This window comes from Chryseobacterium elymi, from assembly GCF_003385495.1.
Taxonomy (GTDB): domain Bacteria; phylum Bacteroidota; class Bacteroidia; order Flavobacteriales; family Weeksellaceae; genus Chryseobacterium; species Chryseobacterium elymi.
The window spans coordinates 21,182-47,429 of sequence record NZ_QNUH01000013.1 but is presented as its reverse complement, the minus strand read 5'-3'; the positions used below and the strand labels follow the sequence as shown (position 1 = coordinate 47,429).

Genomic DNA, 26,248 nt, shown 5'->3' with positions numbered 1-26,248 from the left:
CCAATTTTTCAGTAGGCTAATTGAGAATTTAATTTTTATCTCTACAGAAATCAAATTTTTAAGAATTCACAATTAGTTCAAAATACTGATTATTAGAATTAAGCAATTTTACAAAATATTTTTCAAAAATAACCTACGCAAACAATAAAGAAAACTGCCCCATACTTATATGAGGCAGAACTTTAACTCAAAAACCAATAGTAACTGGAATTACCATTGAGCGTTTTCTGAATACCTTTGCTAAATTCAAAAGCGTTCAGATTCCTATCCAGGAAAGTATCTATATATGAGGACTTATTAGCCTGTGTGAAGAGGTTATACACTGACCACAAATTGATGTTTCCATCTTCCTGTCTGCAAAAGTTCTTATCTTCGTAATAATCCTTTGCCATTGTATTAATATGACTATCATTAAAATTGAGCAATGGAATATTTTGTTTTTCCGGTTTTGGTAAGTGTTGATACAACCTGCTTCTACCTATAAGCTGCGCAAACTGATGTTCAGAGAGAGAATCATGAGTAAGTTCTTTCATTTCATTTAAATGAAGCTCTGCATTATAATTCTGCATTACTTCCAATGCTTTGGAATACAAATCCTGAGTTCCTGATACCCTCATATCTTCCTTAAATCCATCTGTTGATACACATAAATTACAACACACCTGGTTCTGAAAACCAATGAAGAACTTAATTCGCTCCAATGTTTTCTTATTGTAAAGATTTTCCAGATTATAACTTCTGACACCACCTATTGTAAGAGATAGTTCATTTCCATTTACTATATCAGTGATACCAGGAATCCTGATAATAAATGCCATTCTTTCGTAATAAATAGTTTTTTGGTGATCCAATAAATCTTTTACATTTAAGTGTATGGCATCTGGTGTTCTGCCTTTAATCTGGTGCGATACTCTTATCTCCGGTTCTGTAATACTTTGAATAGGAAATACCTTTTGTGCTGCATTCATCACCACATCGATAAATTCTTGGTGTGCAATTGTTTTTTCGTTATCCTTGCTGAAGACTGGTATTATGCAGTCATTCTTCAAATGGTAGAGATTGACCGCTTGTGTATTGGCTTCAATGAGGGGGTATGTTCATATTGTATCACTTCCATTGGTTTGAGCTCCTGGTGAACTTCAATTCTTTGAAGAGAATTATCAAATTCTTGATACTCCTTACTTTGCTCTATCTCTTCCAGTTCTCTTGATTCTACTTCAGTTGAAACAGTACCAGGAACAAAATAACCCTGATTTGAATGGTGATGGACGTCATTGTTCATCCTGCTTTCATACAAAGAAATCTCTTTAATATTCTGTGCTGGTCTAAGTTTAAATGCTTCTTCTAATGCAGCTGGTCTGATTTTATTAATAGTGTCCATTGGTTGAAAAGTTTTGAGGATTGGATAATTTGATTAAAAATGATTTTCTTGTTTCGTACTCAGGCTTCAATTCCTGTTGATATTCCGGATACTGTTTGTAAATAGCCAAAAGTTCAGCAATCGTATTACTGGTGCTGATTTTATACAGGATACTATCCTTACTGGTGCTGCTGTTAACACCATGTTCTTTCGGGAAGCGTGCATCACAAGGACTAAAATAATCTGTTGAGTTCGGAGAAGTGACAGAGGATTCAGAAGAGCTTGCAAAACTTGCAGTTTCTGCAATACCGGAACTACACCACTCTAAAATTATTCTGCCTGTTTCAGAGGTAATAATAAATTCAGGCTTGTTCATAAATAGTCCTGTTCTATCTTTACTTGCCTTGGCTAAATGGTTCTCGTTCACTAATTCAAAATTGATGGTCAGCTCGTATTCAAAACCGTCCCTAGTTATCTCTTTAGTTCCATGTTTTACTACTTTGGTTTTACCATTGCTACCAACATCTAAAGAATAGTCTATTTTTCTCCTGGTGGTAGTAATAATGTGACAGCTTGACTGTAATATCTTATTGATAAATGCCTGATGTCTTGGTGTGACATTAGCCCAGTCTTGAAATCTTCCTCCCAGTTTCTCGTGAATATCAAGACATCCACCAGTACCATTCCATTCATGGCTCGCTGAATCAATAATTATTACTTCAATCCCTGATTTCTCACACAATTCAATAGCCTGAATATATCTTTCAGGAGAGTAAGGTGCTTGTAGATCGAGAACGTTGTAATTCCCTAAATCTGAATACAAAGAAGCAGAGGAATTTTCTGTATCTATAACAGCTATTTTACTCCAATCTTGTGTCATTCCATAAGCTAATAATAAGGCTGATTTGGTCTTTCCAAACCCTGATGCTCCAGATAGTCCTAATCTGAGTTTTACCTGTTGGCGTTGTGATTGTTTTAACTGCATAATTTTTAAAATTTAATGGTTAATATTCTTTGTTTAATTACTAATTAACAAAATGAAAAAAGGTTAATTCCAAATTGGAACTAACCTCATATCTTTATTTGACAATTGTCGTCAGAATTAAATAAATCATTGCTTATAAGTTTAAGAGTTTTCGATTTTCTTTATCTAATTCTTCATTTTCAAAATCTTTCAAATAACTCATGGTAATCTGAATATTACCATGTCCCATCATTTCTGAAATTCTTTCAACACTTGTTCCCAAGTTTTTAAGTATCGTGGCAAAACTATGTCTAGCCACATATGATGTTATACTTCTATCTACTTCTGCTAACTCTACAATTTTCTTTAATTTAGCGTTATATCTGGCTAATACTTTGTGTTTACGGTCAGCAATTTGTTTAGGAGTTAAATCATCCTTTAGAAGGATAGGAAAAACATAGCCAGATTCTCTATTCAGACTTTTATATATGTCTAATATTTCTTGTATTCCTTCATTTATTTCAATATTGAAACTATGTCCTGTTTTCGATCTTTTATAATAAATCCGATTGTTTGTAATATCTGACCATTTTAACTTAGCCATATCAGCGAAATTCATCCCTCTTGTGTATACTGAAAACATAAAGTAATTATAAGCTTCATGTAAATGTGGAAATTTTGATAAATCGACATTTTTAATTTTTTTAAAATCTTCTATACTAAGAGCGATTTTATTATTCCCAGCTTTAAGTTTAGAAATTTTATATTCCCTAAATGGATAGTTTTCTTTTGACATGACTTTTCTATTAATTGCCATGTTAAACAAGGCTCTTAAATGTCTCATTTTAAAGCTAATTCCACCACTTTCATTCCCTTTCTCTCGTAAATTGACCTCGTATTTTTCAATGAGTACAGTAGTAATATCACTAAATACTATTTTATTTCCTGTAAATTTTAAGAAAGAGATTTTGGTATCCTTAAAAGCTTTTGCATAGCCCATTCTCCCAGATCTTTCAAACTCTTCAATAATTTCATCATAAAAATCAGATACTTTACAATTCTTAATGTCAGATTTACCTTTGAATTTCTTTTCAAACTCATCAAGACTGAAGTTTTTGGCCTCGTTTTGAAAGTCCCTTATAATCTTATTGGCTCTTGCTTTGAAGCTGATAAGTAAGTCGTTCTCGACTTTATAGTCTGGATGACCTTTAAGAAACTGTTCATTTTCGAAGTGTTCTTTCCTACACTTTAGACCTAAAGCTATATTTTTTCTTTTTCTATCCTTGATAATTCTAAGGTATACTGTGTACAAATTATTAGACATAGGTCTACTGTCAAGTACAATTTTTATACTTGTATTCATTATTTTTATCTTTTAAATAGGTTAAGGAAATAGCTGCCCAATGGAATGTTTAATAAATTGGGCAGCTGATTTTAGTGCAATCTTTTTGGAATTGCAGAAACTGCAACTTTTACGTCTTTTACATGAAATTTTTATTACGTCTATAAAGCCCTTGCCTTATGGGAGTAATAATGTATTTTTTCTTCCATTGTTTGAGCTTATCATCCATCGTTCTTTTAGGTATATTATGCATTTCTGCTAGCTTAATAGCTTCGGCTCTAGTAAATTGAAAAGGCAGTCCAAATAATAATTTTTCATCATTTTCTGACAATATACCGTCATCAAATGTATTATAAGTAACCAATGAGTGTTTTAGAAAAACCTTTGTTATCTCTAACGCTAATATAAAATCCATATTGGAACAAACTAATTCTTTACCAGTAACAGGAATATTGTTAATATTACGTAAAGCTGTTAATATCATGGCTACTCTGAATAAAATAAGTCCATGTCTATTGAGATTGGATATAAAAGATTGAGGATGAAAGTCCAGTATTACCCCATGCATAACAGTAAGTTCTTTTAGAAACTTTCTTACCTGATTTTCAGTGAGCTTAAATTCTATCTCTTCCTTTTTTAAACCTGCTAGTGCTTCATAAAGATTAAATACTTGTTTCGCTTCTTCTTCAAATACAGCATTATTGTTCCTGGTGCTAATCGAAAATACATTTTTAAACTGGCTTATTTCATCAAACGTGTATACAATAAACCTCGAATACAAACCATTTTCTTTGGATTTAATTAATGTTTTTAATTGTTCCGGTGTTCCACTCATTACTAATGACAGCTTTGGCTCTTTAATATCTTCAAATATTTTCTCCATTTTCCGGCTGATTGAAATAGGCTCATGGTGAAAACATTTTCTTAATATATCAGAATAATTACTCCAGTCATTATTGAGCATATTGCTCATGGTATCTGCTTCTGATTCTATAATAAGCACCCCATGATTGGAAGCGCCCATATAAGTATACATTTCTGCCGTGGAAATATTGGCTGGCATTATTTTGATTTCTAATGATGGGCAATCATCAGAGCCTTTTTTTTCTTTCGATTTCTTTTTTTCTTCTTTACAGTCTTTCTGAATGTTAATACTATCATTTAGTACTTTATCGTGAATTTTATCAATTAAAATCCTTGATTTGTTCATCACACCCTTACCTGATGCCGCAGGAGCAATAATCATCACATACACATTAGGATAAATCTTATCTCCATCATAAATTCCGTAAATATTGGGTAAACAAGTACTTAATACTCCTAGAGCTGATGTTAATACAATATCTCTTTCACGTCCTGTAAACGGTTGCGTGATGTTTTGTAATATTTGAGGTAATCTGCGATATACCGATTCCTCTATAAGATCATTAGCGATTCCTTCATTTATTTTAATCTTTTCCATAATCTTATCCTTTTAATATTTTAGTAGTGATATTTTCTGAAACTTTTGGAATGATAAAATACCCACGATTATCATTTTTCATTCTATCATCATAAGGTAGACTAAATTTACTTTTCGGTGAAGTATTTAATAAAAATCCATTTGAATAAAAAGCTAAATAATTAACCAGAATATCGGCTAGTTTATAGTCATATTTACTACTTGAAGGAAAAATTGAAATTTCAATTTTTTTTGGATAATAAGAAATACGAATACCCTTATTAGTTTTTTGATCTACTTCATATAAGTAGCTATTAGACACAATTTCAGTAATTGAAAGGCTTTCAATAGTTCTTAAAATTCTTTTATTAAATTCATGAAAATTAACTTCACCTTCATGATTTATTGAATAGTTTTCTAATTTCTTATACATCTTTTCTCACTTTTAATTTGTTAAATAATTCGTCTTCTAAAAGCTCCTTGCTTTTATTTTCATTTTGAAGCATCCAGCTATCCAAATCTGTTTTCTTGAAGTAGATTTTACCTCCATTGGGCTTGAAATACCGGATTGTTCTCTGTGAGGTCTGCTTATAAAGGAAGCTTTTTGATACATCCAAGTATCCGAGTGCTTCTTTAAAGCTTAAAATTTCCTTTTGGGAAGTTGTTTCCATTTTAACTATATTTATAATGCTGCTTGTGCGCACAATTTGCATTGGTTTGACACAGCAATATTAGTACATGTAAAAAGTGGAAATCAGAAAGTATGAGTGAGGTGTGAGAAAAAGTGTGAGATTATCTACAAAGAAAATTTCTCTTGGAAAAAGCTTTCAATAAGGACGTAGTCTTTACTCGATTTATCCTTAGTTCTGTTTTTAACTGCATATAAATTCTGAGCTGTTATGATAGTTCCTCTTTTAGTAATAAATCTTCCTGATTCTTCTATTGACTTTGGAGTAAGATCATTAAATAGCCTTTGTACTTCGTTTAATATTTTACTTGCTATAGTGGTAGGACAATTAAAGCGTATTGTTTTGGATGTATCCAAATCATTTAATGCAGAATAAAAATCGTCATAAGAAGTAATATCTTCATTTAAGTAATCATTATCAATTAAAAATTCATAGACTTTTTCAATGTCTGACCTTTTAACAAATGGCTTAACTCCAAAATAAGAATTAGTATTCTGCTTATCAGAATGATGAAAATTATATTTAGCAGATAAATAGGTTTTAATTTCTTCAAAAAGGAAGGAGCAAATAGGAAATAGCTTGAATAACTCGGATTGATGATCTTTTATATAATCGAAAGTGATAAATACATTTTTAAAATATCTGTTTCGTTCATTAGATGAATATAGGTAAATTGAATTATCAATATCTACTTTTAGAGAACTTATTAACCGCTCTAAATACTTTTTTAACTCAGTTTCAAATCTAATCCATACAAATTCTGCTTTATCTGAATGATAATATTCAAATTCTCCTTTTTCAGAGTCGATTGAATGATAAGATTCATCTGGGTCTATTTTTTCCTTTATAAACTGGTCTTTTAACTTTACGACATTGGAGTATGTCATAAAGTTTTGGAGTTCGTTTAGTGCTAAAAGTTTCTCCTTTTCCATTTAAAGCTAAAATACAAAAATGTTGCAGTATTGTTGCAGTCAAAAAATAAAAAAAGCACCTACATTTCTGTAAGTGCTTGATTATAAAAGTGGTCCCACCTGGGCTCGAACCAGGGACCACCTGATTATGAGTCAGGTGCTCTAACCAACTGAGCTATAGGACCTCAAAACTTGGTTAAATTTTGTGATTGCAAAAATAGCAAAATTTCTTTCACTACAAAACTTTTTATTGCTTTTCTTGACAAAGTTCTACCAACACACCATTCGTAGATTTTGGGTGCAGGAAGACAACTAATTTGTTATCAGCACCTTCTTTGGGTTCTTCAGAGATAAACTGGAAACCTTCTTTTTTTAATCTTTCAATCTCTTCAAGGATATTTTCTACACCAAATGCAAGGTGATGGATACCTTCACCCTTTTTATCGATAAATTTTGAGATCGGACTTTCAGGATTACTGGCTTCTAGCAGCTCAATTTTGCTTTCTCCGGTTCCGTAAAAAGAAGTGACAACCCCTTCCCTTTTTACACTTTCTTTTTTATAAGATTCCTTTCCTAATAATTTGGCAAAAAGATCATCAGAGACTCCTAAAGATTTTACGGCAATACCAATATGTTCTAGCTTCATAAGTAGTAATAAATATAATTAAATCGTAAATTTGATACCGGAGCTGAATTTCAAAGGTATCAATTCAAACAAAAGTACTAAATTTGCATAACTTATGGAAAGTAACAGACAAAGAAAAGTAGCACAGATCATCCAGGAAGACTTCGCAGAGCTTTTCCGCAAACAGGCTTCAGAAAGCAAGCAGAGCATACTGGTATCCGTTTCAGACGTAAAAATATCAGCAGATCTGGGTATTGCTAAAATTTATTTAAGCATTTTCCCGCAGGAATTCCGTTCCGCGGTGATGAAAGAGATTGAAGAAAACAAACCTCAGTACAGAAATTTTATTGGCCAGAAAATGGCAAAACAGGTACGTATAATTCCACAGCTTAACTTTTATCTGGACACCGCTCTTGATGATGTTGAAAAATTAGAAAGAGAATTAAGAGGCGAAGGTGACAATCCTGTTTTATAAATCTTGAAAAATATTGCATTTTACATAGCATCCAGATACCTTTTGGCTAAAAAGGGAAGCACTGCCGTGACATTCATCACGTGGCTTTCGGTAGGGGCCATGACGGTTGCTGTGACTGCAATGTTTGTAATTATTTCAGTATTTTCGGGCCTCGAGACCCTGAACAAAGACCTGATTTCAAACCTTCATGCAGATCTCACCCTGAAAAGTACTTCAGGAAAAACAGTGAAAGATCTGGATAAGATCACTACAGTTTTAAAAAACAACAAGGCAATCAGCAGTTTTTCCCGCGTGATTGAGGAAAAAGTGTATGTTAACTATAAAGGTAAAGGTGATATTGCTTATTTAAGAGGAGTGGATTCTGCTTATACAAAAGTGAATCCTATTGATAAAGATGTATTCTATGGAAATTACCCAAGTTTCGAATTTTCCAATGAAGTATTGATGGAAACCAACCTGCACAACAGGCTATCGATTCCCATAGATTCTACAAGCAACTACGCTACAATCTTTATGCCCAAGCCCGGAACCGGCATCATTAACAAAGAGGAAGACATCTATAATAAAAGAGATTTTGTTGTGACAGGAGTTTTTCCGGGAAAAGAGCAGCTGGACAGTTATATCATTGCCCCAATAGAACTTACCGAGGAATTACTCAGTCTACCAAAAAAATCAGCGTACCATATTGTAATCAAATTAAAAAACCCGGAAAATGCTGATGCTGTAAAACAGAACCTTCTTAATTCATTGGGAAAAAATATTGAAATAAAAACTAAGGAAGAAGAAAATGCGGCGTTCTGGAAGATGATCAATACAGAAAAACTGTTCATCTATCTCATCTTTGCACTTGTGATTTTTATTACAACCTTCAATCTGGCCGGAGCAATCATCATTCTTCAGCTTGACAAAAGAGAACAGTCAAGGTCTCTTATTTCACTTGGCTTTCCGATCAGCCATTTAAGAATGACCTATTTCTATACCGGACTTCTTATCGTGATTTCCGGAGTGATTTCTGGGTTGATTGCAGGAACTCTGCTCTGCTATTTCCAACTTTATACAGAATTTTTCAGAGCCAATGAGATACTTCCCTTCCCTGTAAAAATTGTTGGAAAAAATTACCTTATCGTCGCGTTTACCGCCTCACTGTTCGGAGTCATTATTTCCTGGTTTTTTTCCAAAATCAGCAAAGACTATATTACTAAAAGTTAATATATTCTATTTGAAATAAAATCAGCTTCATTTTCAATTTTTTGTACCTTTACGGCCCAATTTTTTTTAAATGAAACGAATTTTATCTTTTTTTCTGCTGAGTGCTGTATTTATTTTCGCTTCAGCTCAGGCTCCTGCCGGTTATTATGATAATGCTGCAGGCCATACAGGTGCCCCACTTAAAACGGCTCTTAAAAATATAATTAAACAAGGACATCAGGACCATGGTTACGGCGGCCTGTGGACAGGCTACGCAACGACTGACCGTGACTTTTTCTACGAAAATGACGGAACTATTCTGGATATTTATTCAGAAAACCCTAACGGGCCGGATTCTTACGCATATACTGTAGGTACAAATCAATGTGGCAGCAGTGGTTATAACAGTGAAGGTGACTGCTACAACAGAGAGCACATTGTACCTCAAAGCTTATTCAGTTCGGCCGGTCCAATGGTATCAGATATCCATTTCATCCGTGCTACCGATGGAAAGGTGAATGGGATGAGATCAAACTACCCTTTTGGTAAAGTACAAACTGCCTCTTTTACATCAGATAACGGATCTAAACTTGGAAATTCAGCATCACCGGGATATGGAGGGACCGTTTTTGAGCCCATTGATGCTTTTAAAGGTGACGTAGCCAGAATGATCTTCTATTTTGTAACGAGATATGAAGCTGAACTTCCAGGTTTCAGTACCGGAAATATGCTGGGTGGATCTACATATCCTGGGCTTCAGACATGGGAACTGAATCAGCTTTTGGCATGGCATGTAATGGATCCAGTTTCTCCTGAAGAGATTTCCAGAAACAACGCATCATATACGTATCAGGGAAACAGAAATCCATTTATAGACAACCCTTCTTATGCTGAACAAATCTGGGGAGCACCGGTTATAGATACCCAGGCTCCTACCGCTCCAACAAACCTTATTACTCTAAATCCCACTTCGAATACCATTTCTTTAAGCTGGACAGCTGCTACGGATAATATTGGGGTTACAGGTTATGATGTATATGCTAACGGAGTATTCAAAATGACGGTTTCAGGAACTACTGCTACTGTTCAGGGATTGGCACCGTCTACCACTTATACTTTCTACGTGATTGCTAAAGATGCTTCAGGAAACTCTTCTCCACCAAGTAACAATGCAAATGGAACTACGCTGGCAGGACAGCCTGGAAATACCAGCTGCGGAACAGAAAACTTTGAGAATATTCCGGCATCAGATTCCCAATATTTAACAAGAACATGGACAAACAATAATATTTCATGGACAGCTAACTTTGCAAGAACAGACCAGACCATTAACGGAAGAGCAATTACTATTCAAGGTGGAGATTTAACAAGTTCTACAATTTCAGGAGGAGTACAGTCTATAACGATAACCACTCAACGAAAATTCACGACGGGTTCAAATGGTAATTTAAATATTGAAGTTAATGGGACTGTAATAGGAACTGTTCCATACAGCACAACAGTAACTACGACAACAGTTAACGCAAATATCAGTGGAAATGCAATTATTAAGATTAGTAACCCTGGTTCAAACAGAGTTGCCATAGATGACCTTACATGGACATGTTTCGGTTCGCTGGGAATTTCTGACATTAAAAAAGACAATTCTGAATTCACCATCTACCCTAACCCGGTAAAAAACAATGAATTATTTGTAAAAGGTGAAAACTTAAGCAAAATTTCAAAAGCTGAGATCTATGATCTTTCAGGAAAACTGATAGAAGTAATTGCAAATCCTTTCAAAAACTCCAATAAGATCAATATTAAAGAACTTACTAAAGGAAACTATATCTTGAAAACAGACCGTTTCTCTACAAAATTCATGGTAGACTAAACCGTAAAAATATTTGATAATAAAGACCGATTTATTCGGTCTTTTTTTTATTTTTGATACATGGATTCCAATAAAAAATTAGGACTGATAGGAAAGAATATTTCCTATTCCTTTTCCAAAAAATTCTTTGAAGACAAGTTCCAGAAGCTGATGCTGAAAGACTTTACCTACGATATTTTTGACCTCAATGAAATTGATGAAGTAGAAAACCTCCTGAATGATCCTGAACTTTTAGGATTCAATGTTACTATTCCTTATAAAGAAAAGGTTGTTGACTATCTTGACGAGCTCAGCGACGAAGCTGAAAAGATTGGTGCTGTCAATTGTGTTCTGATCAGAGATGGTAAAAAAACAGGTTATAATACTGATGCTTTTGGTTTTGAAAAAACACTTCTGCTCCACAAAAAATCCCATCAGAACAAAGCATTGATTCTGGGAAACGGAGGTGCCGCAAAAGCCGTGAAATATATTATGGATAAACATGGAATTCCATCCGTTACCATTTCAAGAAATACAGAAATCAATTTCATAAATCTGGACAGCGAGACGGTCCGCGACCATAAGATCATCATCCAGTGTACTCCTGTAGGTACATTCCCAAATGTAGAAGACTGCCTGGAATTCCCTTTTGAAGGAATCACCCCGGAACACCTGATTATTGACCTGATCTACAATCCGAACTACACCCAATTCATCATTAAATCCTCCGAAAAAGGAGCCAAAACAGTCAATGGTTATTATATGCTTGAACAGCAAGCAGAAAAAGCTTGGGAAATTTGGAATTTTCAAAAAAAATAAACTAAATTAGTACCTTAATTGGCTTTACTGCTATATACAAAAGGATATTAACGCCACTCACATAAAAGATTTGCTATGATTACAGAAAACAATCTTTCTGAAAACGAAGAAAACAAAAATTCTAACGAAGTATCTCAAGAAGAAACATCCGAAACACCTGTACCTCATGGTGAAAGTACTCATGAAGATGACGCAGAACACCTGGAAGGAGATCATGCTGATGATATTTCTCTGGCCGATGCTTTAAAAGAAATGGAAACCATCATCAACTCGGTGAATGCCGGCGAGAATTTCAAAAGATTCAATCAGTTAAAAGAAAAAGCAGGTCATTACATTCATGATGAAGTGGAAGACAAAAAGCATGAGTATGTAGAAGGTGGGAATCCTCCTGAAAACTTCAGCTACGAGCATCCTTTACAGTCCAAATTCTCCGCTCTGGTTAATATTTTCAGGGAAAAACATGACAACTACCAGAAGTCTCAGGATGAAGAGCAGAAAAAAAATCTTGATCACCGCCAGAGTATCATAGAAAGACTTAAAAACCTTTATACTAACTCCGAACCGGGAACCAACCTCTTCAAATCCATCCGTGAAATCAAAGAAGAATGGTCAAAAGCAGGCCAGGTTGCAAAATCTGAATTTAAGATCCTTAATAATAATTACTTCCACCATCTGAACCAGTTTTATCAGATGCTGGACCTGAATAAAGAATTTCTGGAGCAGGAATTCAGCCATAATTTAGAGAAAAGACAGCACATCATTGCGCGTGCTAAAGAACTGGAAAGTGAGCCTGTAATTCAGAAAGCCCTGAATGAACTTCAATATCTTCATAAGCTTTGGAAAGAAGAAGCTGAGCCTGTAGCAGAAGAATTCCGTGAAAAAACATGGGAAGAGTTCAAAGAGATCTCCAACAAGATTCACGAAAGAAAATCTGAACTCTCTGCAGCTATTGAAGGTGAACAGAATGATAATCTGGAAAAGAAAAACCAGATCATCGCAGAAATCAAGAAATTGTCTGAGCCTTCCGAAACTCCTAACCACAGCTACTGGCAGAATTCTATCAAAAGAGTAGAGGACCTTCGTACAGAGTTTTTAAAAACAGGAAGCGTTCCAAGAAAACTTTCCAATCAGAACTGGAATGATTTCAAAACAACACTCAGAGCTTTCAATACAACAAAGAATAACTATTATAAATCTCTCAAAGGTTCCCAGCAAACCAATCTGGAAGAGAAATTAAAGCTCATCCAGACTGCGCAGGACAATATGAATAATGAAGAATGGGATATCGCCGTTCCTCTGTTCAAAAAACTTCAGGAAGACTGGAAAAAAATCGGGCACGTTCCTAAGAGCATGACCAATAAAATCTGGGACGAATTCCGTGATGCATGTAACACATTCTTCAACAATTACAGAGAGAAAAACAATGCTTCCAACGATAACTGGAAAGAAAACTATAAGCAGAAAAAAGAAATTCTGGAAGATCTGAAAACCGTATCCAATGACGAAGGCAGTATTGAAAGAATAGAAGCAATAAAAACCGCCTGGAACAACATCGGGAAAGTACCAAGGGACAAAATCTCAATCAATACCGAATTCAACAGAACGCTAAGAGAAAAGCTGAAGCTGAATAAGATCAATGAGCTTGAACTGAAAGAAGAAGGCTTAACGGAAAACCAGCTTACAGACAAGGCCAGAAAGATCAAGAGCCAGATTTCTGATCTTGAAGGTGAAATTGTAAAACTGGAAAACAACCTCGCATTCTTCAACAAACCGTCAAGAGAAAATCCTCTTCTGAGAGATACATTCAACACCATCGACGATAAGAAGGCTCATCTGGAAACCTTAAAGCAGAATCTTCACAATATCATTGCCGGAGATTAATTAACTAAATAATACAAAAAAAGGCGGAGCAAAGAAATTTGTCTTCGCTTTTCTTTTTACTTTATGAACAACGACGAATTATATATAAAAAGATGCATTGAGCTCGCTCAAAAAGCATTGGGCAAAACTTACCCCAATCCTGTTGTAGGCAGCGTGATTGTCCATAACGGAAAGATTATCGGGGAAGGATACCATCATAAAGCCGGAGAAAACCACGCTGAGATTAATGCAATCAATTCTGTCGAAAACAAAGATCTTATACCCGAATCTACGATCTATGTTTCACTGGAGCCCTGCGCCCATTACGGTAAAACACCGCCATGTGCTTTAAAAATTAAAGAACTTGGTTTCAGAAAAGTAATTATAGGTGCTATGGATTCTCATGATAAAGTGAATGGGAAAGGAAAAAAAATCATTCAGGATGCGGGTATTGAAGTTGTTTCAGGAGTACTGGAAAAGGAATGTATTGAACTGAATAGAAGATTTTTCACCTATCATCAAAAGAAAAGACCTTACATTATCCTGAAGTGGGCAGAATCGGGAGACGGATTTTTAGATAAAGACTTTAAACCAACAGCCATTTCAAATTCTTTAGTCAACCAATTTGTACATCAACTAAGAGCCGACGAACATGCTATTTTGGTTGGGACACAGACTGCCTTAAATGACAATCCGAGCCTCACAGTAAGAAATGCTGAAGGAATAAATCCTATAAGAATACTCATTGATTTTGATCTGAAAGTATCCGGAAATTTCAAAATCTATAATGATGAGGCACCGACTTTGGTAATCAACAGCAAAAAAGAAGGTACTGAAAACAACATTAAATTTATAAAAACCGGAAAAGAAAATTTCCTGCAGGATCTGATAAATGCTCTTTATAAGCAACAGATACAATCCATCATCATAGAAGGCGGAAGCTATACCTTACAGCAGTTTATCAATAAAAACCTTTGGGATGAAGCTATTGTAATCAGAAATGAAAGTCTGAAACTGGAAAATGGAACCCAGGCACCCGAACTGGATTTAAAACCTCATGAAATCAAAACATTCAGAGACAACACAATTTCGTTTTACCGTCCAAACATATAAGGCTGACTTATTTATTAGCTTCAACATAATCCTTATATTACTATTTAATGGTTTAATATTATCATACATCAATTTAACATAACAAAATTGTTTCAAAATCCCATTTTTAATTTAAAATAAATAATTAACTTTAAGGTGAATTAAAATATAACCAAATAGTGATCAAATGAAAAATCTAAAGAAAATTTCAAGAATCGGGCTAAAGAGCATTAATGGCGGGGCATTTGTAACCTGCACATTACCTAACGGACAACCGACCAGATGCAGAGACAGATGTCCTCAGGATTTCTGTGGACCTACAACCTATTTATGCTTAATTCCAGCGGACCTGTGCGAATAACAGCATGAACAATTTACTATAAGATACAGCAAGCCGTTAAAATTTTAACGGCTTCTTTCTATTGGATTATTGTGTAACTTATCAGGCATTTTATAATTTTGCATTGATAAAGCCGGCTGTAATGACGTTCGAATACAAAACCATAGAAAAACCCATAGAAAATACTTTACTGAAAGAAAAAGGAAGCAAATTCATCGGATTTGCCTTTCCGGTCAATAACGAAAGGGAGCTGAAGGAAGCACTGGAGAAAATCAGGGCAGAGCATCCTAAGGCTACCCATCACTGTTATGCATTCAGAATAGGCCTGGAAGGTGAAAACTACCGGGCAAACGATGACGGCGAACCATCAGGAAGTGCAGGTCTTCCTATCTACAATCAGCTTTTAGCACACGAAATCACCAACGTTCTGGTTATATCGGTCCGTTATTATGGCGGAACAAAACTCGGGGTTTCAGGGCTTGTAAAAGCCTATAAAGAATGTGCAAAGATCACATTGGAAGAGGCCAATATCATCACAAAAGAGCTTGAAACAGAAATTGAGATACAGTTCAACTTCAATCAGCAGAATACTATTTTTACCCTGCTTTCCAAATTTGATGCTAAAGTTCTGAATTTTGATGCTAATGAAAACTGCATCCTCACTGCATCTTTAAAATTAGCCCAAAAAGAAAGCATTTCAGATAAATTATCCGAAATGCAGTATGTTTCATTTGAATTTATAGATTAACCTGAGTTCGGGATAAGAAAATACCTGAAATTATAATCTTTATCGCAAAGGCAAACAAAGCAGATCTCTTGACATGGTAATAAGAAAAACAAGGGGCATTCCATTCAGCAAAGTAAGACCAATATATTTTCCTGTATTGCTTAAGTGAAACGACTCTGTTTTGTTTACCCTTGCGTTTAATTTAATCCTTATTCCGAATTCAGGTTAGATTAATTTCTTCTTCCACCAAGCAGTAAAGAACCCCAGTAAAGAAGCTGGGCCAGCGATCCAAGAGCTGCCACCACATAAGTTCTTGCTGCCCATTTCAAACTGTCCTGTACCCCGACAAATTCCTCCTGTGTAACTGTTCCTGTATCTCTAATCCACTTCATTGCTCTATTACTAGCATCATATTCCACCGGAAGAGTTACAAAAGCAAAAAGCGTAGTCATAGCAAACATAGCCACTCCTATCGCCAGAACCGTAGTATTACCGTTGGGATCATCAATAGATCTTGTTGCTGCCATAATCCCGATTCCTGCGATAAGGACAAACTGCATCAGATTAGAGCTTATATTGACAACAGGAACCAGCTTTGAACGCAGGTTCAGCATAGAATATCCTACAGCATGTTGTACCGCATGTCCGCATTCGTGTGCCGCCACTGCAGCAGCTGCCGCATTTCTCTGCATATAGACTCCTTCTGAAAGATTAACCGTTTTATCTGCCGGATTATAATGGTCCGTCAGCTGGCCGGGAACAGAAATTACCTGTACATCAGTGATCCCGTTATCTCTAAGCATTTTTTCTGCAACTTCTTTTCCTGAAAGCCCATTTCTTAGATGTACATTGGAATAGTATTCAAATTTCGATTTTAATCTGGACGAAACCCACCAGCTTACCAGCATTGAAACACCGATAATAATATAATAACCCATCATTTTATATAGATTTTTTGTGTTTAATTTTAAGCATAATGATGTAAAAACTGTGCCAAAGTATTACATTTTATTATCTATATTTGTTCCCTAATTATCCCCTTATCTATGTCTAAAGTTTCAGTTATTGAAGTGAAAAATCAGGACGAATTAAAAAAATTCGTAAGATTTCCAATGGATCTTTATAAAAACAACCCTTATTATGTCCCTTCCTTTATCAAAGACGAATTCAAAATTTGGGACACAAAAGAAAATCCGGCTTTAAATTATTCAAAATCCAGGCAGTTTCTTGCACTTAAAGACAATAAAGTGGTGGGTAGAATAGCAGTGATCATCAATCACAAAGAAGAAAAGGAATTAGGTATCAGAAAAGTACGCTTCGGGTGGATTGATTTTATTGATGATCAGGAAGTTTCTCAGGCGCTAATCCAAAAAGCAATAGATTACGCCAAAGAAAATAATATTGACAAAATTGAGGGTCCAATGGGCTTTACCAATCTTGATAAAGCAGGCATGCTTACCATGGGTTTTGATAAGCTGGCTACCATGATAGGAATCTACAATTATGAATACTACCCTAAGCACATGGAAGAACTTGGACTGACAAAAGAAAAAGAATGGGTGGAATATGAAATGAATTTCCCGAAAGTGTTACCTGAAAAAGTAGAAAAATTCAGTGGCCTGATTGCACAGAAATACAAGCTTAAGGTCCTCAATTTCAAATCAAAACAGGAAATCCTGCCGTTTGTAGAGCCTATGTTTAAACTGCTTGACGAAACCTATAAGCACCTTTCAACCTACACCCCTATTTCGGACGAACAGATACAGACTTACAGGGAAAAATACTTTCCTTTTATAGACAAAAACTACGTGATCTGCGTAGTGGATGAAAATAACGAACTTGTGTCATTTGCCATCACAATGCCTTCTTATTCAAAGGCTTTACAGAAATCTAAAGGAAAACTGTTTCCTTTCGGATGGTGGCATTTTTTACAGGCAGGAAAGAAAAATGACCGTGCAAACTTTTACCTGATCGGGATTCATCCCGAATATCAAAGGAGAGGTGTTACAGCTATTATATTTAAAGAGATTTTTGTTCGTTTTACAAGCATGGGAATTGATTTTGCCGAAACCAATCCTGAACTGGAAGAAAATAAAAGTGTGCAATTACTTTGGCAGGACTACAATCCAGTCAATCACAAAAGAAGAAGAACCTATTCATTAACGATTAATGATCAGTGATAAAATAATGAGTTATTATCGACTTATTTAATCCGAAAGTAAATAACTCGTACTTTCCGCTTAAAAAAATGTACCTGAAAAACTGAATTCTTTTTGTAAATTCATCATATGAAACCACATCTCATTGTTTTCGCTGTTCTGATTGCAGCATTTATTGCTTACAACTTATTTTTTCAGATAGAAGATGACCGAATGAATACTGTAGTTAATATAACACTTGCCAGCATTCTTTTTGGATACATATCATTCATGGCCTACTCTCTACTTAAAAAAATGAAAAAATAAGTACTATTTTTATTGATTCTAAATTACCACTTTTCCCTATTTTAACCCCACTTTTAAGCTTATTAATTTCATGCTTTCTTGTTTATTCGCTAAATTTGCAAATTGAGATAATAATGCAAAAATGAATTTACCTGAAAGTTATATTCCAATCCTTATTCAAGCAGGTGTAGCTATCGCATTCGTAGCCGTTTCTTTGCTTGGAGCCCATTTTCTGGGACCAAAACAGAAAAAAGGAAATTCTGTAAAAAACCAAAGCTGGGAATGTGGAGTTCCCGTAGAAGGAAATGCGAGAACACCGTTTTCTATCAAGTATTTCCTGACGGCGGTATTATTCGTGCTTTTCGATATTGAAATCGTATTTTTTTACCCATATGCTGTAAACTTCAGAGAATTCGGGATGGAAGGCTTCCTTGCTGTACTTACATTCGTGGCAATTTTCTTTATGGCATTTTTCTATGTATGGAAGCGTGGCGCATTAGATTGGGATAAATAAAGAATAGAAATTTTAAATGACAATTTTAGATCAGGAAAATTAGAGTTAAGTTAACATTAACACCAATTTAGAATCTAAATTAAAATCTTAAATCAATCAAATGTCAGATAACAAACCAGTAATAAGAACAGATGCACCTGCTCCCGAAGGATTTGAAGGAGAAGGGTTTTTCGCAACGAAACTGAGCAGTGTAATCGGGATGGCCAGAAAATTCTCTCTTTGGCCGTTACCATTTGCAACCTCTTGTTGTGGTATCGAGTTTATGGCTACCCTGAACCCTACGTATGACGCTTCAAGATTTGGTATGGAAAGAAACTCTTTCTCACCAAGACAGGCAGATATGCTGATGGTTTGCGGGACTATATCTAAAAAATTAGGACCTGTCCTAAAAGAAGTGTACACTCAGATGGCCGAGCCAAAATGGGTGGTTGCTGTTGGAGCCTGTGCTTCCAGCGGTGGTATTTTTGACACCTACTCTGTTTTACAGGGAATTGATAAAATTATTCCGGTTGACGTTTATGTTCCGGGATGCCCTCCAAGACCGGAGCAGATTATTGAAGGCGTAATGCAGGTTCAGGCTTTGGCGGAAAGCGAAAGCATCAGAAGAAGAGATATGCCTGAATATCAAAAATTGTTAGATTCTTACAACATTAGCAACTAAAACGGAAATGACGAACGAATTTGTATTAGAAGCAATCACAAGAGAATTTCCGGAGTCTGTAATCTCTAGTTCAGAGCCTTATGGAATGTTAACTATTGAAGTAAAAAAAGATGATATCAAAAAGATTATTCATTATCTGAAAGATTCATCATTGGAATTTAACTTTCTTACCGATATCTGCGGTATCCATTACCCTGAATTTCCAGACAAGGAAATCGGCGTTGTGTATCACCTCCACAATATGATGGCTAATGTCAGATTACGCCTGAAGATTTTTATGTCCAGAGAAAATATCGAAGTGGATTCTCTTGTAGATTTATTTGCCGGAGCCAACTGGATGGAAAGAGAAACGTTTGATTTCTACGGAATTAAATTTAAAGGACATCCTGACCTGAGACCTATCCTGAATATGGAAGATCTCGGGTACCACCCGATGCTGAAGGAATACCGTCTTGAAGATGGTACCAGAACAGATAAGGACGATAATATGTTCGGAAGATAAAAATAATGCAATAAGCAGTAAGCAATAAGCAATAAGCTTAAAGCCTAAAGCCTAGAGCCTAAAGCATTTAAATTATGAAAGATAACTCATTATCTAATATACTTAACCAATACGAAAGTAAGGAGCAGATTGACGGGCAGCTTTACACCCTCAATTTGGGACCTACCCACCCTGCAACCCACGGGATCTTCCAGAATATCTTAACGATGGACGGAGAAAGAATCCTTCACGCGGAGCAAACAGTAGGCTATATCCACAGAGCATTTGAAAAAATTTCTGAAAGAAGAAACTATGCTCAGATCACTACCCTTACCGACCGTATGAATTACTGTTCAGCACCAATCAATAACCTTGGCTGGCACATGACAGTAGAAAAGCTGATCGGCATACAAGTTCCAAAACGTGTAGATTATATGCGTGTTATCTTAATGGAATTGGCCAGAATCGGTGATCATCTGATCTGTAACGGGGTAACCGGAATGGATGCAGGAGCTATTACAGGTCTTACCTATATGTTCATCGAAAGAGAGCGTATTTACGATATGTACGAACAGATCTGCGGAGCGAGAATGACAACGAATATGGGAAGAATCGGAGGTTTTGAAAGAGATTTCACCCCGAAATTCCATGAGCTGTTACAGGATTTCTTAAAAACTTTCCCGGCAAGATTCAAAGAATTCGGAACTTTACTGGAAAGAAACAGAATCTTTATGGACAGAACCATTGGAGCAGGAGCAATTTCAGCGGAAAGAGCTTTAAGCTATGGTTTTACAGGTCCAAACCTGCGTGCTTCAGGTGTAGATTATGATGTGAGAGTTGCACAGCCCTATTCTTCTTATGAAGATTTCGATTTCATTATTCCGGTAGGAACTGCAGGTGACACTTACGACCGTTTCATGGTTCGTCAGCAGGAAATCTGGGAATCCCTTAAAATTATCAAGCAGGCATACGAAAACCTTCCAGAAGGGCCATTCCATGCGGATGTTCCGGATTTCTATCTTCCTGAAAAGGCGGATGTTTATCAGAAAATGGAAGCTTTGATCTACCATTTCAAAATTGTTATGGGAGAAACCGATGTGCCAAAAGGAGAAGTTTATCATGCTGTAGAAGGTGGAAACGGAGAATTAGGTTTCTATTTAGTGAGCGACGGAGGAAGAAGCCCGTACAGACTTCACTTCAGGAGACCATGCTTCATCTATTATCAGGCATATCCCGAAATGATCACAGGTTCTGTAATTTCAGATGCGATCGTTACGATGTGTAGTATGAATATTATTGCGGGAGAGTTAGACGCATAATACATTAGACAAAAAGATAAAAGAAGAAAGATTAAAGACTTTCTTCGAATTAAATAAAATTGAATTTAGATCACGAATCAAAAAGTCTTTTCTCTTGGTTCTTTGTTCTTTAATCTATATAAAAAAATGAGCGAAACAATAGCTTTTAAACCGGAAAGTTTAGAACAGGTACACAAAATTATCGCAAGATATCCTGAGGGAAGACAAAAATCTGCTCTTCTTCCTGTACTTCACTTAGCACAGAAAGAATTCGGAGGATGGTTAGACGTTCCTGTGATGGATTATGTTGCTGAATTATTAAGTATTAAGCCAATTGAAGTATATGAAGTAGCTACTTTTTATACCATGTTCAATATGAAGCCGGTTGGTAAATATGTTTTGGAAGTATGCAGAACGGGGCCTTGTATGGTTTGCGGAAGCGAAAAGATCCTTGATCATATCAGAACCAAGCTGAATATTAAAGACGGAGAAACTACTGAAGACGGTATGTTTACCCTAAAACCTGCTGAATGTCTTGGAGCCTGCGGATACGCACCAATGATGCAGTTAGGAAAATTCTTTCATGAAAATTTAACGATAGAAAAAGTAGACGAAATCCTTGATCTTTGCAGACAGGGACAGGTTGCTTTAGATTAATTAAAATATACGATGAGTAAAAAACTTTTACTTAAAGATGCACATATAGAAGGCATTCGCTACTTTGAAACTTACCGCAAACAGGGAGGTTACACTGCAGCAGAAAAGGCCTTGAAAATGACCCCCGATGAAATTCTTGAAGAAGTAAAAGCTTCAGGACTTCGTGGACGTGGTGGAGCTGGATTCCCGACAGGAATGAAATGGAGCTTTCTGGCCAAACCGGAAGGCGTGCCAAGGCACCTTGTTGTGAATGCTGATGAATCTGAACCGGGAACTTTCAAAGACAGATATCTGATGGAATTCCTTCCTCATTTACTGATCGAAGGAATGCTTATATCCTCTTTCTGTTTAGGTTCAAACGTTTCTTATATCTATATCCGTGGAGAATACTCATGGATTCCTGATATTTTAGAAGAAGCGATTGAAGAAGCCAAAGCAGCAGGATTTTTAGGTAAAAATATCATGGGAACCGGCTTCGATTGTGAAATTTACGTTCAGAGAGGAGGAGGAGCATATATCTGTGGTGAAGAAACTGCATTGCTTGAATCTCTTGAAGGTAAAAGAGGAAACCCAAGATTAAAACCGCCATTCCCTGCTGTAAAAGGACTTTGGGAAAGACCAACGGTGGTTAATAACGTGGAATCTATCGCAGCTATCGTTCCGATCATTGATATTACAGGAGCAGAATACGCTAAAATCGGGGTAGGAAGATCTACGGGAACGAAATTAATTTCGGCTTGTGGAAACATCAACAAACCTGGAGTGTATGAGATCGATATGACCATTACTGTTGAAGAATTCATCTATTCTGATGAATACTGCGGTGGTATTGCCAACGGGAAAAAGTTAAAGGCTTGTATTCCGGGAGGAAGCTCTGTTCCGATTGTTCCTGCCAACCTATTATTAAGAACCGTAAACGGAGAACCAAGATACATGAACTATGAATCATTGGCTGACGGCGGTTTCGCTACCGGAACCATGATGGGTTCAGGAGGTTTCATCGTTTTAGATGAAGATCAGTGTATCGTGGAGCACACCATGACTTTAGCGAGATTCTACAATCACGAAAGTTGTGGACAATGTACACCTTGCCGTGAAGGAACAGGATGGATGTACAAAATCTTGAAAAAAATTGAAAAAGGAGAAGGAAAAATGGAAGATATTGACCTTCTTTGGGATATACAGAGAAAGATCGAAGGAAACACGATCTGTCCGTTGGGTGATGCAGCAGCTTGGCCGGTTGCAGCAGCAATTCGCCATTTCAGAGATGAATTTGAATGGCATATTAAAAACCCGGAACTATCACAAACACAAAATTATGGATTGGCAAATTATGCAGACCCAATTCCGGCTGTTGAAAAAAATGCGTAGTTAAAAAATTGATGAAGAAGTTATTGGTTGTCGGCTTAATGATGTCGGGACTTGTTGCTTTTGGGCAAGTAAAAAAAGATACATTAAATAAAGAATATAAACTGGAGGTAGCTCCTTATAAAGATAAAACTGAAAAGAAACAGAAACCCAATCCTTTGAGCAAGAAAGGACAAGTGTTTGTTTTCTTTGGCTGGAACAGAGGAGCTTTTAGTAACTCGGATATCCATTTTACCGGAAACGGTTATGATTTTCAGTTGAATAATGTACAGGCAAGAGATAAACCTACAAAATTTGGGATCGTTTATTTTGATCCAAGCTGGTTTACCGTAACGCAGTACAATTTCAGAATAGGATATTTCATAAAAGATAACCTGGCCCTTGTTTTAGGAATCGATCATATGAAATATGTAATGAAGCAGGACCAGACGGTTGATTTTTCAGGAACAATTTCAGATCCTAAATATGCAGCGATGGTACATAACGGACAGGTAAATCTGGCAGATACAGAGTTCCTTACTTTCGAGCATACAGACGGACTTAATTATGAAAATTTAGGTCTTGAGAAATATAAAAATCTTATTCATAAGAAAAATATAGATTTGGTATGGTCTTATGGAGCAGGAATCGGGGTCATGTTTCCTAAAAGTAATGTAAGGCTTTTTGGAAATGAAAGAAGTGACCGTTTTCACGTTGCAGGGATGGGAACCGACCTTAGAACCAGCCTTAACATGGTTTTCTGGAAAAACTGGATGATCAGAGCAGAGGCAAAAGCGGGATATATCAATATGTGGGATATTAAAACTACATTAAATAACAAGCCGGATAAAGCCCGTCAGGATTTTGTTTTCGGACAGGTCCTTGCAGGAGTCGGATATACATTTAACACGAAGAAGTATAATTAAAATATAGCTTAACGCCTTAAAAGCATAAGCGAAAGCATAGAATATGAGCGAAGAGGTTAAAAAATTCAAAATAACTATAGACGGACAGACTACTGAAGTTTTGCCTGGAACTTCTATTTTGGAAGCTGCCAGACAAATCGGTGGAAAATCTGTACCTCCTGCAATGTGCTACTACAGCAAATTGGAAACCAGCGGAGGGAGATGTAGAACTTGCTTGGTTGAAGTTTCAAAAGGATCCGAAGCAGATCCGCGCCCTATGCCAAAATTAGTCGCGAGTTGCAGAACTAACGTGATGGACGGCATGGAAGTGAAGAATCTTTCTTCCGAAAAAGCTCAGGAAGGCAGAAAAGCCGTTACCGAATTCCTATTGGTGAACCACCCTCTGGACTGTCCTATCTGTGACCAGGCTGGGGAATGTCATCTTCAGGACCTTGGCTATGAGCACGGAAATCTTGAAACCAGAACCGAATTCGAAAGAAATACTTACGAAGCAGACGATCTTGGTCCGAATATCAAGCTGAATATGAACCGTTGTATTCTTTGTGCAAGATGTGTATTGGCAGCCAACCAGTTAACAGGTGAAAGAGAGCACGGAATTCTTTTCAGAGGAGATCACGCTGAAATTTCCACTTATTTAAATAAAGCTTTGGATAACGACTTCATTGGAAACATTATTGATGTCTGCCCGGTTGGAGCATTAACAGACAGAACTTCCCGTTTTGCAAGCAGAGTTTGGTTCACAAAACCAATGAATGCTACCTGCAAATGTGATAAATGTTCAGGAAAAGCCGTAGTTTGGATGAAAGGTGACGAAATTGTAAGAGTTACTGCCAGAAAAGATCAGTGGGGAGAAGTGGAAGAATTTATCTGCGATACCTGTCGCTTTGAAAGAAAAGAACTCTCTGACTGGAATATCGAAGGTCCTAGACATATCGACAGACACTCGGTAATTTCATTGAACCACTATGAAAAACCTAAGGATGAGCTAAGAGTATTAGACAATCCTATGGCAAAAGAAATCAGTGAAAAAGACGAAAAATAATTGATAATGAGTTGATGTGATGATTAGATGATACGATAATTAATCTCTATCTTCTAACATCTAACTTCTAATATCTAACATCTAAAAATAAAAATGGATTTACTAACATTTAAAATTATACTTGTACTGGCGCTTTTCCTGTTGTCTCTTACAATAGCGGCCTACTCTACCTGGGCAGAAAGAAAAGTAGCATCTATTATGCAGGATAGAATCGGTCCCAACAGAGCCGGACCTTTCGGACTCTTGCAGCCCCTTGCCGATGGTGGGAAGTTTTTCTTTAAAGAAGATTTTACCCCTGCCAATGCTGAAAAGTTTCTTTTCGTATTAGGACCGGCTTTAGTTATGTTTATTTCATTGATCACAGGAGCAGTTATCCCTTGGGGTAAAACCCTTAATTTTGGTGGAGTTTCTTACGATTTACAAGTAGCAAATATCGATGTTGGTGTACTTTTCATCATCGGAATGGCTTCCATTGGTGTATACGGAATCATGATCGGAGGTTGGGCTTCGAATAACAAATATTCATTATTAGGTGCTATCCGTGCTTCTTCACAGATGATCTCTTACGAATTGGCGATGGGATTAGCATTACTTTCTATCATTATGATGACGGGAAGTTTAGATTTAAAAGAAATTACGGAAAGTCAGACAGGCGGAAAACTATGGGGAGTGATTCCCTGGGTTTCCGGGATGAACTGGAATATTTTCTACCAGCCGATTGCTTTCCTTGTTTTCTTTGTAGCTGCTTTGGCAGAAACCAACAGACACCCTTTCGATTTACCTGAATGTGAATCTGAACTGGTAACAGGATATTCTACGGAATACTCTTCTATGAAACTGGGATTATATATGTTCGGTGAATATGTAAACATGTTTATCTCCAATGCTTTTATGGTTGTTCTTTTCTTCGGTGGTTACAACTATCCGGGAATTGAATGGGTAACTCAGAACTGGGGTGAAAATATTGCTGGAATCCTGAGTATCGTAGCATTTTTAACAAAAACGGTAATCGGAATTCTGATCTTTATGTGGATCAGATGGACGCTTCCAAGATTTAGATATGACCAATTGATGCACTTAGGATGGAAAACTCTGATCCCAATGGCATTAGTAAACCTATTGATTACAGGTGCTGTAATTTTAGCATTTGCAAACTAGAATAATTTGAAAATGAGATGATGTAATGATGTGAT

28 protein-coding genes and 1 tRNA gene are annotated in these 26,248 nt (G+C 36.3%); 18 read left to right on the top strand and 11 right to left on the bottom strand.

Annotated features, from left to right (window positions below; translation table 11 throughout):
• Positions 1-182: 182 nt before the first annotated feature.
• The 10 genes from DRF60_RS15045 to mce all read right to left on the bottom strand — a co-directional run bounded on the left by DRF60_RS15045 (position 183) and on the right by mce (position 7,353).
• On the bottom strand, positions 183-1,049 hold the full coding sequence (locus DRF60_RS15045; RefSeq protein WP_238640220.1) for a DUF3871 family protein: 867 nt from the start codon (positions 1,047-1,049) through the stop codon (positions 183-185).
• Positions 1,046-1,381: a hypothetical protein gene (locus DRF60_RS15040; RefSeq protein ID WP_116012834.1), complete on the bottom strand. Its 336-nt coding sequence runs from the start codon at positions 1,379-1,381 to the stop codon at positions 1,046-1,048. Before DRF60_RS15040 ends, DRF60_RS15045 begins: the two co-directional genes overlap by 4 nt.
• On the bottom strand, positions 1,368-2,345 hold the full coding sequence (locus DRF60_RS15035) for an AAA family ATPase (protein ID WP_116012833.1): 978 nt from the start codon (positions 2,343-2,345) through the stop codon (positions 1,368-1,370). The genes DRF60_RS15040 and DRF60_RS15035 overlap by 14 nt, the downstream gene beginning before the upstream one ends.
• A 133-nt stretch (positions 2,346-2,478) precedes the next feature.
• Positions 2,479-3,687, bottom strand: a complete 1,209-nt coding sequence (locus tag DRF60_RS15030; protein ID WP_116012832.1) for a site-specific integrase — start codon at positions 3,685-3,687, stop codon at positions 2,479-2,481.
• A 118-nt stretch (positions 3,688-3,805) separates the two neighbouring features.
• Complete coding sequence (locus DRF60_RS15025) at positions 3,806-5,128, bottom strand: DUF3987 domain-containing protein (RefSeq protein ID WP_116012831.1); 1,323 nt, start codon at positions 5,126-5,128, stop codon at positions 3,806-3,808.
• A 4-nt stretch (positions 5,129-5,132) separates the two neighbouring features.
• A complete protein-coding gene (locus tag DRF60_RS15020; protein ID WP_116012830.1) occupies positions 5,133-5,540 on the bottom strand; it encodes a hypothetical protein in 408 nt (135 codons plus the stop codon).
• Positions 5,533-5,778, bottom strand: a complete 246-nt coding sequence (locus tag DRF60_RS15015) for a helix-turn-helix domain-containing protein (RefSeq protein ID WP_157967972.1) — start codon at positions 5,776-5,778, stop codon at positions 5,533-5,535. The genes DRF60_RS15020 and DRF60_RS15015 overlap by 8 nt, the downstream gene beginning before the upstream one ends.
• A gap of 125 nt (positions 5,779-5,903) precedes the next feature.
• Entirely contained in the window at positions 5,904-6,728 is an 825-nt protein-coding gene (locus DRF60_RS15010; protein ID WP_116012828.1) for a DUF6617 family protein, read from the bottom strand.
• A 90-nt stretch (positions 6,729-6,818) separates the two neighbouring features.
• Positions 6,819-6,892 (bottom strand) — tRNA-Ile (locus DRF60_RS15005).
• 62 nt (positions 6,893-6,954) lie between these two features.
• Positions 6,955-7,353 carry a methylmalonyl-CoA epimerase gene (mce, locus tag DRF60_RS15000; protein WP_116012827.1) on the bottom strand — a complete coding sequence of 133 codons (399 nt, stop codon included), beginning with the start codon at positions 7,351-7,353 and terminating at the stop codon, positions 6,955-6,957.
• A 94-nt stretch (positions 7,354-7,447) separates the two neighbouring features.
• Between mce and rbfA the strand changes: the two genes are divergently transcribed.
• The 8 genes from rbfA to DRF60_RS14965 all read left to right on the top strand — a co-directional run bounded on the left by rbfA (position 7,448) and on the right by DRF60_RS14965 (position 15,706).
• Complete coding sequence (gene rbfA / locus DRF60_RS14995) at positions 7,448-7,807, top strand: 30S ribosome-binding factor RbfA (RefSeq protein ID WP_116012826.1); 360 nt, start codon at positions 7,448-7,450, stop codon at positions 7,805-7,807.
• Between the two features lie 3 nt (positions 7,808-7,810).
• The gene (locus DRF60_RS14990; RefSeq protein ID WP_116012825.1) at positions 7,811-9,016 is read left to right on the top strand and encodes an ABC transporter permease; all 1,206 of its coding nucleotides are present in this window, start codon (positions 7,811-7,813) and stop codon (positions 9,014-9,016) included.
• A 70-nt stretch (positions 9,017-9,086) separates the two neighbouring features.
• Positions 9,087-10,868 carry an endonuclease gene (locus tag DRF60_RS14985; RefSeq protein ID WP_116012824.1) on the top strand — a complete coding sequence of 594 codons (1,782 nt, stop codon included), beginning with the start codon at positions 9,087-9,089 and terminating at the stop codon, positions 10,866-10,868.
• A gap of 60 nt (positions 10,869-10,928) precedes the next feature.
• Complete coding sequence (locus DRF60_RS14980; protein ID WP_116012823.1) at positions 10,929-11,666, top strand: shikimate dehydrogenase family protein; 738 nt, start codon at positions 10,929-10,931, stop codon at positions 11,664-11,666.
• Between the two features lie 75 nt (positions 11,667-11,741).
• Entirely contained in the window at positions 11,742-13,547 is a 1,806-nt protein-coding gene (locus tag DRF60_RS14975; RefSeq protein ID WP_116012822.1) for a DUF349 domain-containing protein, read from the top strand.
• A 63-nt stretch (positions 13,548-13,610) separates the two neighbouring features.
• Entirely contained in the window at positions 13,611-14,639 is a 1,029-nt protein-coding gene (ribD, locus tag DRF60_RS14970; protein ID WP_116012821.1) for a bifunctional diaminohydroxyphosphoribosylaminopyrimidine deaminase/5-amino-6-(5-phosphoribosylamino)uracil reductase RibD, read from the top strand.
• Between the two features lie 166 nt (positions 14,640-14,805).
• Positions 14,806-14,979, top strand: coding sequence for a bacteriocin-like protein (locus tag DRF60_RS21200; protein ID WP_157967971.1), 174 nt, complete (start codon positions 14,806-14,808; stop codon positions 14,977-14,979).
• Between the two features lie 121 nt (positions 14,980-15,100).
• Positions 15,101-15,706: an IMPACT family protein gene (locus tag DRF60_RS14965; RefSeq protein WP_116012820.1), complete on the top strand. Its 606-nt coding sequence runs from the start codon at positions 15,101-15,103 to the stop codon at positions 15,704-15,706.
• A gap of 209 nt (positions 15,707-15,915) precedes the next feature.
• On the opposite strand, the gene DRF60_RS14960 is transcribed toward DRF60_RS14965, so the two are convergent.
• On the bottom strand, positions 15,916-16,623 hold the full coding sequence (locus DRF60_RS14960) for a zinc metallopeptidase (RefSeq protein WP_116012870.1): 708 nt from the start codon (positions 16,621-16,623) through the stop codon (positions 15,916-15,918).
• 108 nt (positions 16,624-16,731) lie between these two features.
• Here DRF60_RS14960 and DRF60_RS14955 point away from each other — a divergent pair, with 108 nt between their 5' ends.
• The 10 genes from DRF60_RS14955 (at position 16,732) to nuoH (ending at position 26,213) form a co-directional block, all read left to right on the top strand.
• Positions 16,732-17,865, top strand: coding sequence for a GNAT family N-acetyltransferase (locus tag DRF60_RS14955; protein ID WP_116012819.1), 1,134 nt, complete (start codon positions 16,732-16,734; stop codon positions 17,863-17,865).
• Positions 17,866-18,271: 406 nt separating this feature from the next.
• Positions 18,272-18,643 (top strand): NADH-quinone oxidoreductase subunit A, encoded by a 372-nt coding sequence (locus DRF60_RS14950; protein WP_048502955.1) that lies wholly within the window; start codon positions 18,272-18,274, stop codon positions 18,641-18,643.
• Positions 18,644-18,743: 100 nt separating this feature from the next.
• Entirely contained in the window at positions 18,744-19,304 is a 561-nt protein-coding gene (locus DRF60_RS14945; protein ID WP_047397471.1) for an NADH-quinone oxidoreductase subunit B, read from the top strand.
• A 7-nt stretch (positions 19,305-19,311) separates the two neighbouring features.
• Complete coding sequence (locus tag DRF60_RS14940; protein WP_116012818.1) at positions 19,312-19,806, top strand: NADH-quinone oxidoreductase subunit C; 495 nt, start codon at positions 19,312-19,314, stop codon at positions 19,804-19,806.
• A gap of 74 nt (positions 19,807-19,880) precedes the next feature.
• Positions 19,881-21,104 (top strand): NADH dehydrogenase (quinone) subunit D, encoded by a 1,224-nt coding sequence (gene nuoD / locus DRF60_RS14935; protein WP_116012817.1) that lies wholly within the window; start codon positions 19,881-19,883, stop codon positions 21,102-21,104.
• A 126-nt stretch (positions 21,105-21,230) separates the two neighbouring features.
• Positions 21,231-21,740 carry an NADH-quinone oxidoreductase subunit NuoE family protein gene (locus tag DRF60_RS14930; protein ID WP_040996940.1) on the top strand — a complete coding sequence of 170 codons (510 nt, stop codon included), beginning with the start codon at positions 21,231-21,233 and terminating at the stop codon, positions 21,738-21,740.
• Positions 21,741-21,752: 12 nt separating this feature from the next.
• Positions 21,753-23,111 (top strand): NADH-quinone oxidoreductase subunit NuoF, encoded by a 1,359-nt coding sequence (gene nuoF, locus DRF60_RS14925; RefSeq protein WP_116012816.1) that lies wholly within the window; start codon positions 21,753-21,755, stop codon positions 23,109-23,111.
• Between the two features lie 11 nt (positions 23,112-23,122).
• Positions 23,123-24,013, top strand: coding sequence for a hypothetical protein (locus DRF60_RS14920; RefSeq protein ID WP_116012815.1), 891 nt, complete (start codon positions 23,123-23,125; stop codon positions 24,011-24,013).
• Positions 24,014-24,056: 43 nt separating this feature from the next.
• Positions 24,057-25,055 (top strand): 2Fe-2S iron-sulfur cluster-binding protein, encoded by a 999-nt coding sequence (locus DRF60_RS14915; RefSeq protein ID WP_116012814.1) that lies wholly within the window; start codon positions 24,057-24,059, stop codon positions 25,053-25,055.
• 93 nt (positions 25,056-25,148) lie between these two features.
• Positions 25,149-26,213, top strand: coding sequence for an NADH-quinone oxidoreductase subunit NuoH (nuoH, locus tag DRF60_RS14910; RefSeq protein ID WP_116012813.1), 1,065 nt, complete (start codon positions 25,149-25,151; stop codon positions 26,211-26,213).
• The last annotated feature ends 35 nt before the right edge of the window (positions 26,214-26,248 follow it).

What these genes read in the sequence shown, in the direction of transcription:
- DRF60_RS15040 (WP_116012834.1), bottom strand. Translation starts at nt 1,381, where the DNA reads ATGGACACTATTAATAAAATCAGACCAGCTGCATTAGAAGAAGCATTT.
- DRF60_RS15035 (WP_116012833.1), bottom strand. Translation starts at nt 2,345, where the DNA reads ATGCAGTTAAAACAATCACAACGCCAACAGGTAAAACTCAGATTAGGA.
- DRF60_RS15030 (WP_116012832.1), bottom strand. Translation starts at nt 3,687, where the DNA reads ATGAATACAAGTATAAAAATTGTACTTGACAGTAGACCTATGTCTAAT.
- DRF60_RS15025 (WP_116012831.1), bottom strand. Translation starts at nt 5,128, where the DNA reads ATGGAAAAGATTAAAATAAATGAAGGAATCGCTAATGATCTTATAGAG.
- DRF60_RS15020 (WP_116012830.1), bottom strand. Translation starts at nt 5,540, where the DNA reads ATGTATAAGAAATTAGAAAACTATTCAATAAATCATGAAGGTGAAGTT.
- DRF60_RS15015 (WP_157967972.1), bottom strand. Translation starts at nt 5,778, where the DNA reads ATGGAAACAACTTCCCAAAAGGAAATTTTAAGCTTTAAAGAAGCACTC.
- DRF60_RS15010 (WP_116012828.1), bottom strand. Translation starts at nt 6,728, where the DNA reads ATGGAAAAGGAGAAACTTTTAGCACTAAACGAACTCCAAAACTTTATG.
- mce (WP_116012827.1), bottom strand. Translation starts at nt 7,353, where the DNA reads ATGAAGCTAGAACATATTGGTATTGCCGTAAAATCTTTAGGAGTCTCT.
- rbfA (WP_116012826.1), top strand. Translation starts at nt 7,448, where the DNA reads ATGGAAAGTAACAGACAAAGAAAAGTAGCACAGATCATCCAGGAAGAC.
- DRF60_RS14985 (WP_116012824.1), top strand. Translation starts at nt 9,087, where the DNA reads ATGAAACGAATTTTATCTTTTTTTCTGCTGAGTGCTGTATTTATTTTC.
- DRF60_RS14980 (WP_116012823.1), top strand. Translation starts at nt 10,929, where the DNA reads ATGGATTCCAATAAAAAATTAGGACTGATAGGAAAGAATATTTCCTAT.
- DRF60_RS14975 (WP_116012822.1), top strand. Translation starts at nt 11,742, where the DNA reads ATGATTACAGAAAACAATCTTTCTGAAAACGAAGAAAACAAAAATTCT.
- ribD (WP_116012821.1), top strand. Translation starts at nt 13,611, where the DNA reads ATGAACAACGACGAATTATATATAAAAAGATGCATTGAGCTCGCTCAA.
- DRF60_RS21200 (WP_157967971.1), top strand. Translation starts at nt 14,806, where the DNA reads ATGAAAAATCTAAAGAAAATTTCAAGAATCGGGCTAAAGAGCATTAAT.
- DRF60_RS14965 (WP_116012820.1), top strand. Translation starts at nt 15,101, where the DNA reads ATGACGTTCGAATACAAAACCATAGAAAAACCCATAGAAAATACTTTA.
- DRF60_RS14960 (WP_116012870.1), bottom strand. Translation starts at nt 16,623, where the DNA reads ATGGGTTATTATATTATTATCGGTGTTTCAATGCTGGTAAGCTGGTGG.
- DRF60_RS14955 (WP_116012819.1), top strand. Translation starts at nt 16,732, where the DNA reads ATGTCTAAAGTTTCAGTTATTGAAGTGAAAAATCAGGACGAATTAAAA.
- DRF60_RS14950 (WP_048502955.1), top strand. Translation starts at nt 18,272, where the DNA reads ATGAATTTACCTGAAAGTTATATTCCAATCCTTATTCAAGCAGGTGTA.
- DRF60_RS14945 (WP_047397471.1), top strand. Translation starts at nt 18,744, where the DNA reads ATGTCAGATAACAAACCAGTAATAAGAACAGATGCACCTGCTCCCGAA.
- DRF60_RS14940 (WP_116012818.1), top strand. Translation starts at nt 19,312, where the DNA reads ATGACGAACGAATTTGTATTAGAAGCAATCACAAGAGAATTTCCGGAG.
- nuoD (WP_116012817.1), top strand. Translation starts at nt 19,881, where the DNA reads ATGAAAGATAACTCATTATCTAATATACTTAACCAATACGAAAGTAAG.
- DRF60_RS14930 (WP_040996940.1), top strand. Translation starts at nt 21,231, where the DNA reads ATGAGCGAAACAATAGCTTTTAAACCGGAAAGTTTAGAACAGGTACAC.
- nuoF (WP_116012816.1), top strand. Translation starts at nt 21,753, where the DNA reads ATGAGTAAAAAACTTTTACTTAAAGATGCACATATAGAAGGCATTCGC.
- DRF60_RS14920 (WP_116012815.1), top strand. Translation starts at nt 23,123, where the DNA reads ATGAAGAAGTTATTGGTTGTCGGCTTAATGATGTCGGGACTTGTTGCT.
- DRF60_RS14915 (WP_116012814.1), top strand. Translation starts at nt 24,057, where the DNA reads ATGAGCGAAGAGGTTAAAAAATTCAAAATAACTATAGACGGACAGACT.
- nuoH (WP_116012813.1), top strand. Translation starts at nt 25,149, where the DNA reads ATGGATTTACTAACATTTAAAATTATACTTGTACTGGCGCTTTTCCTG.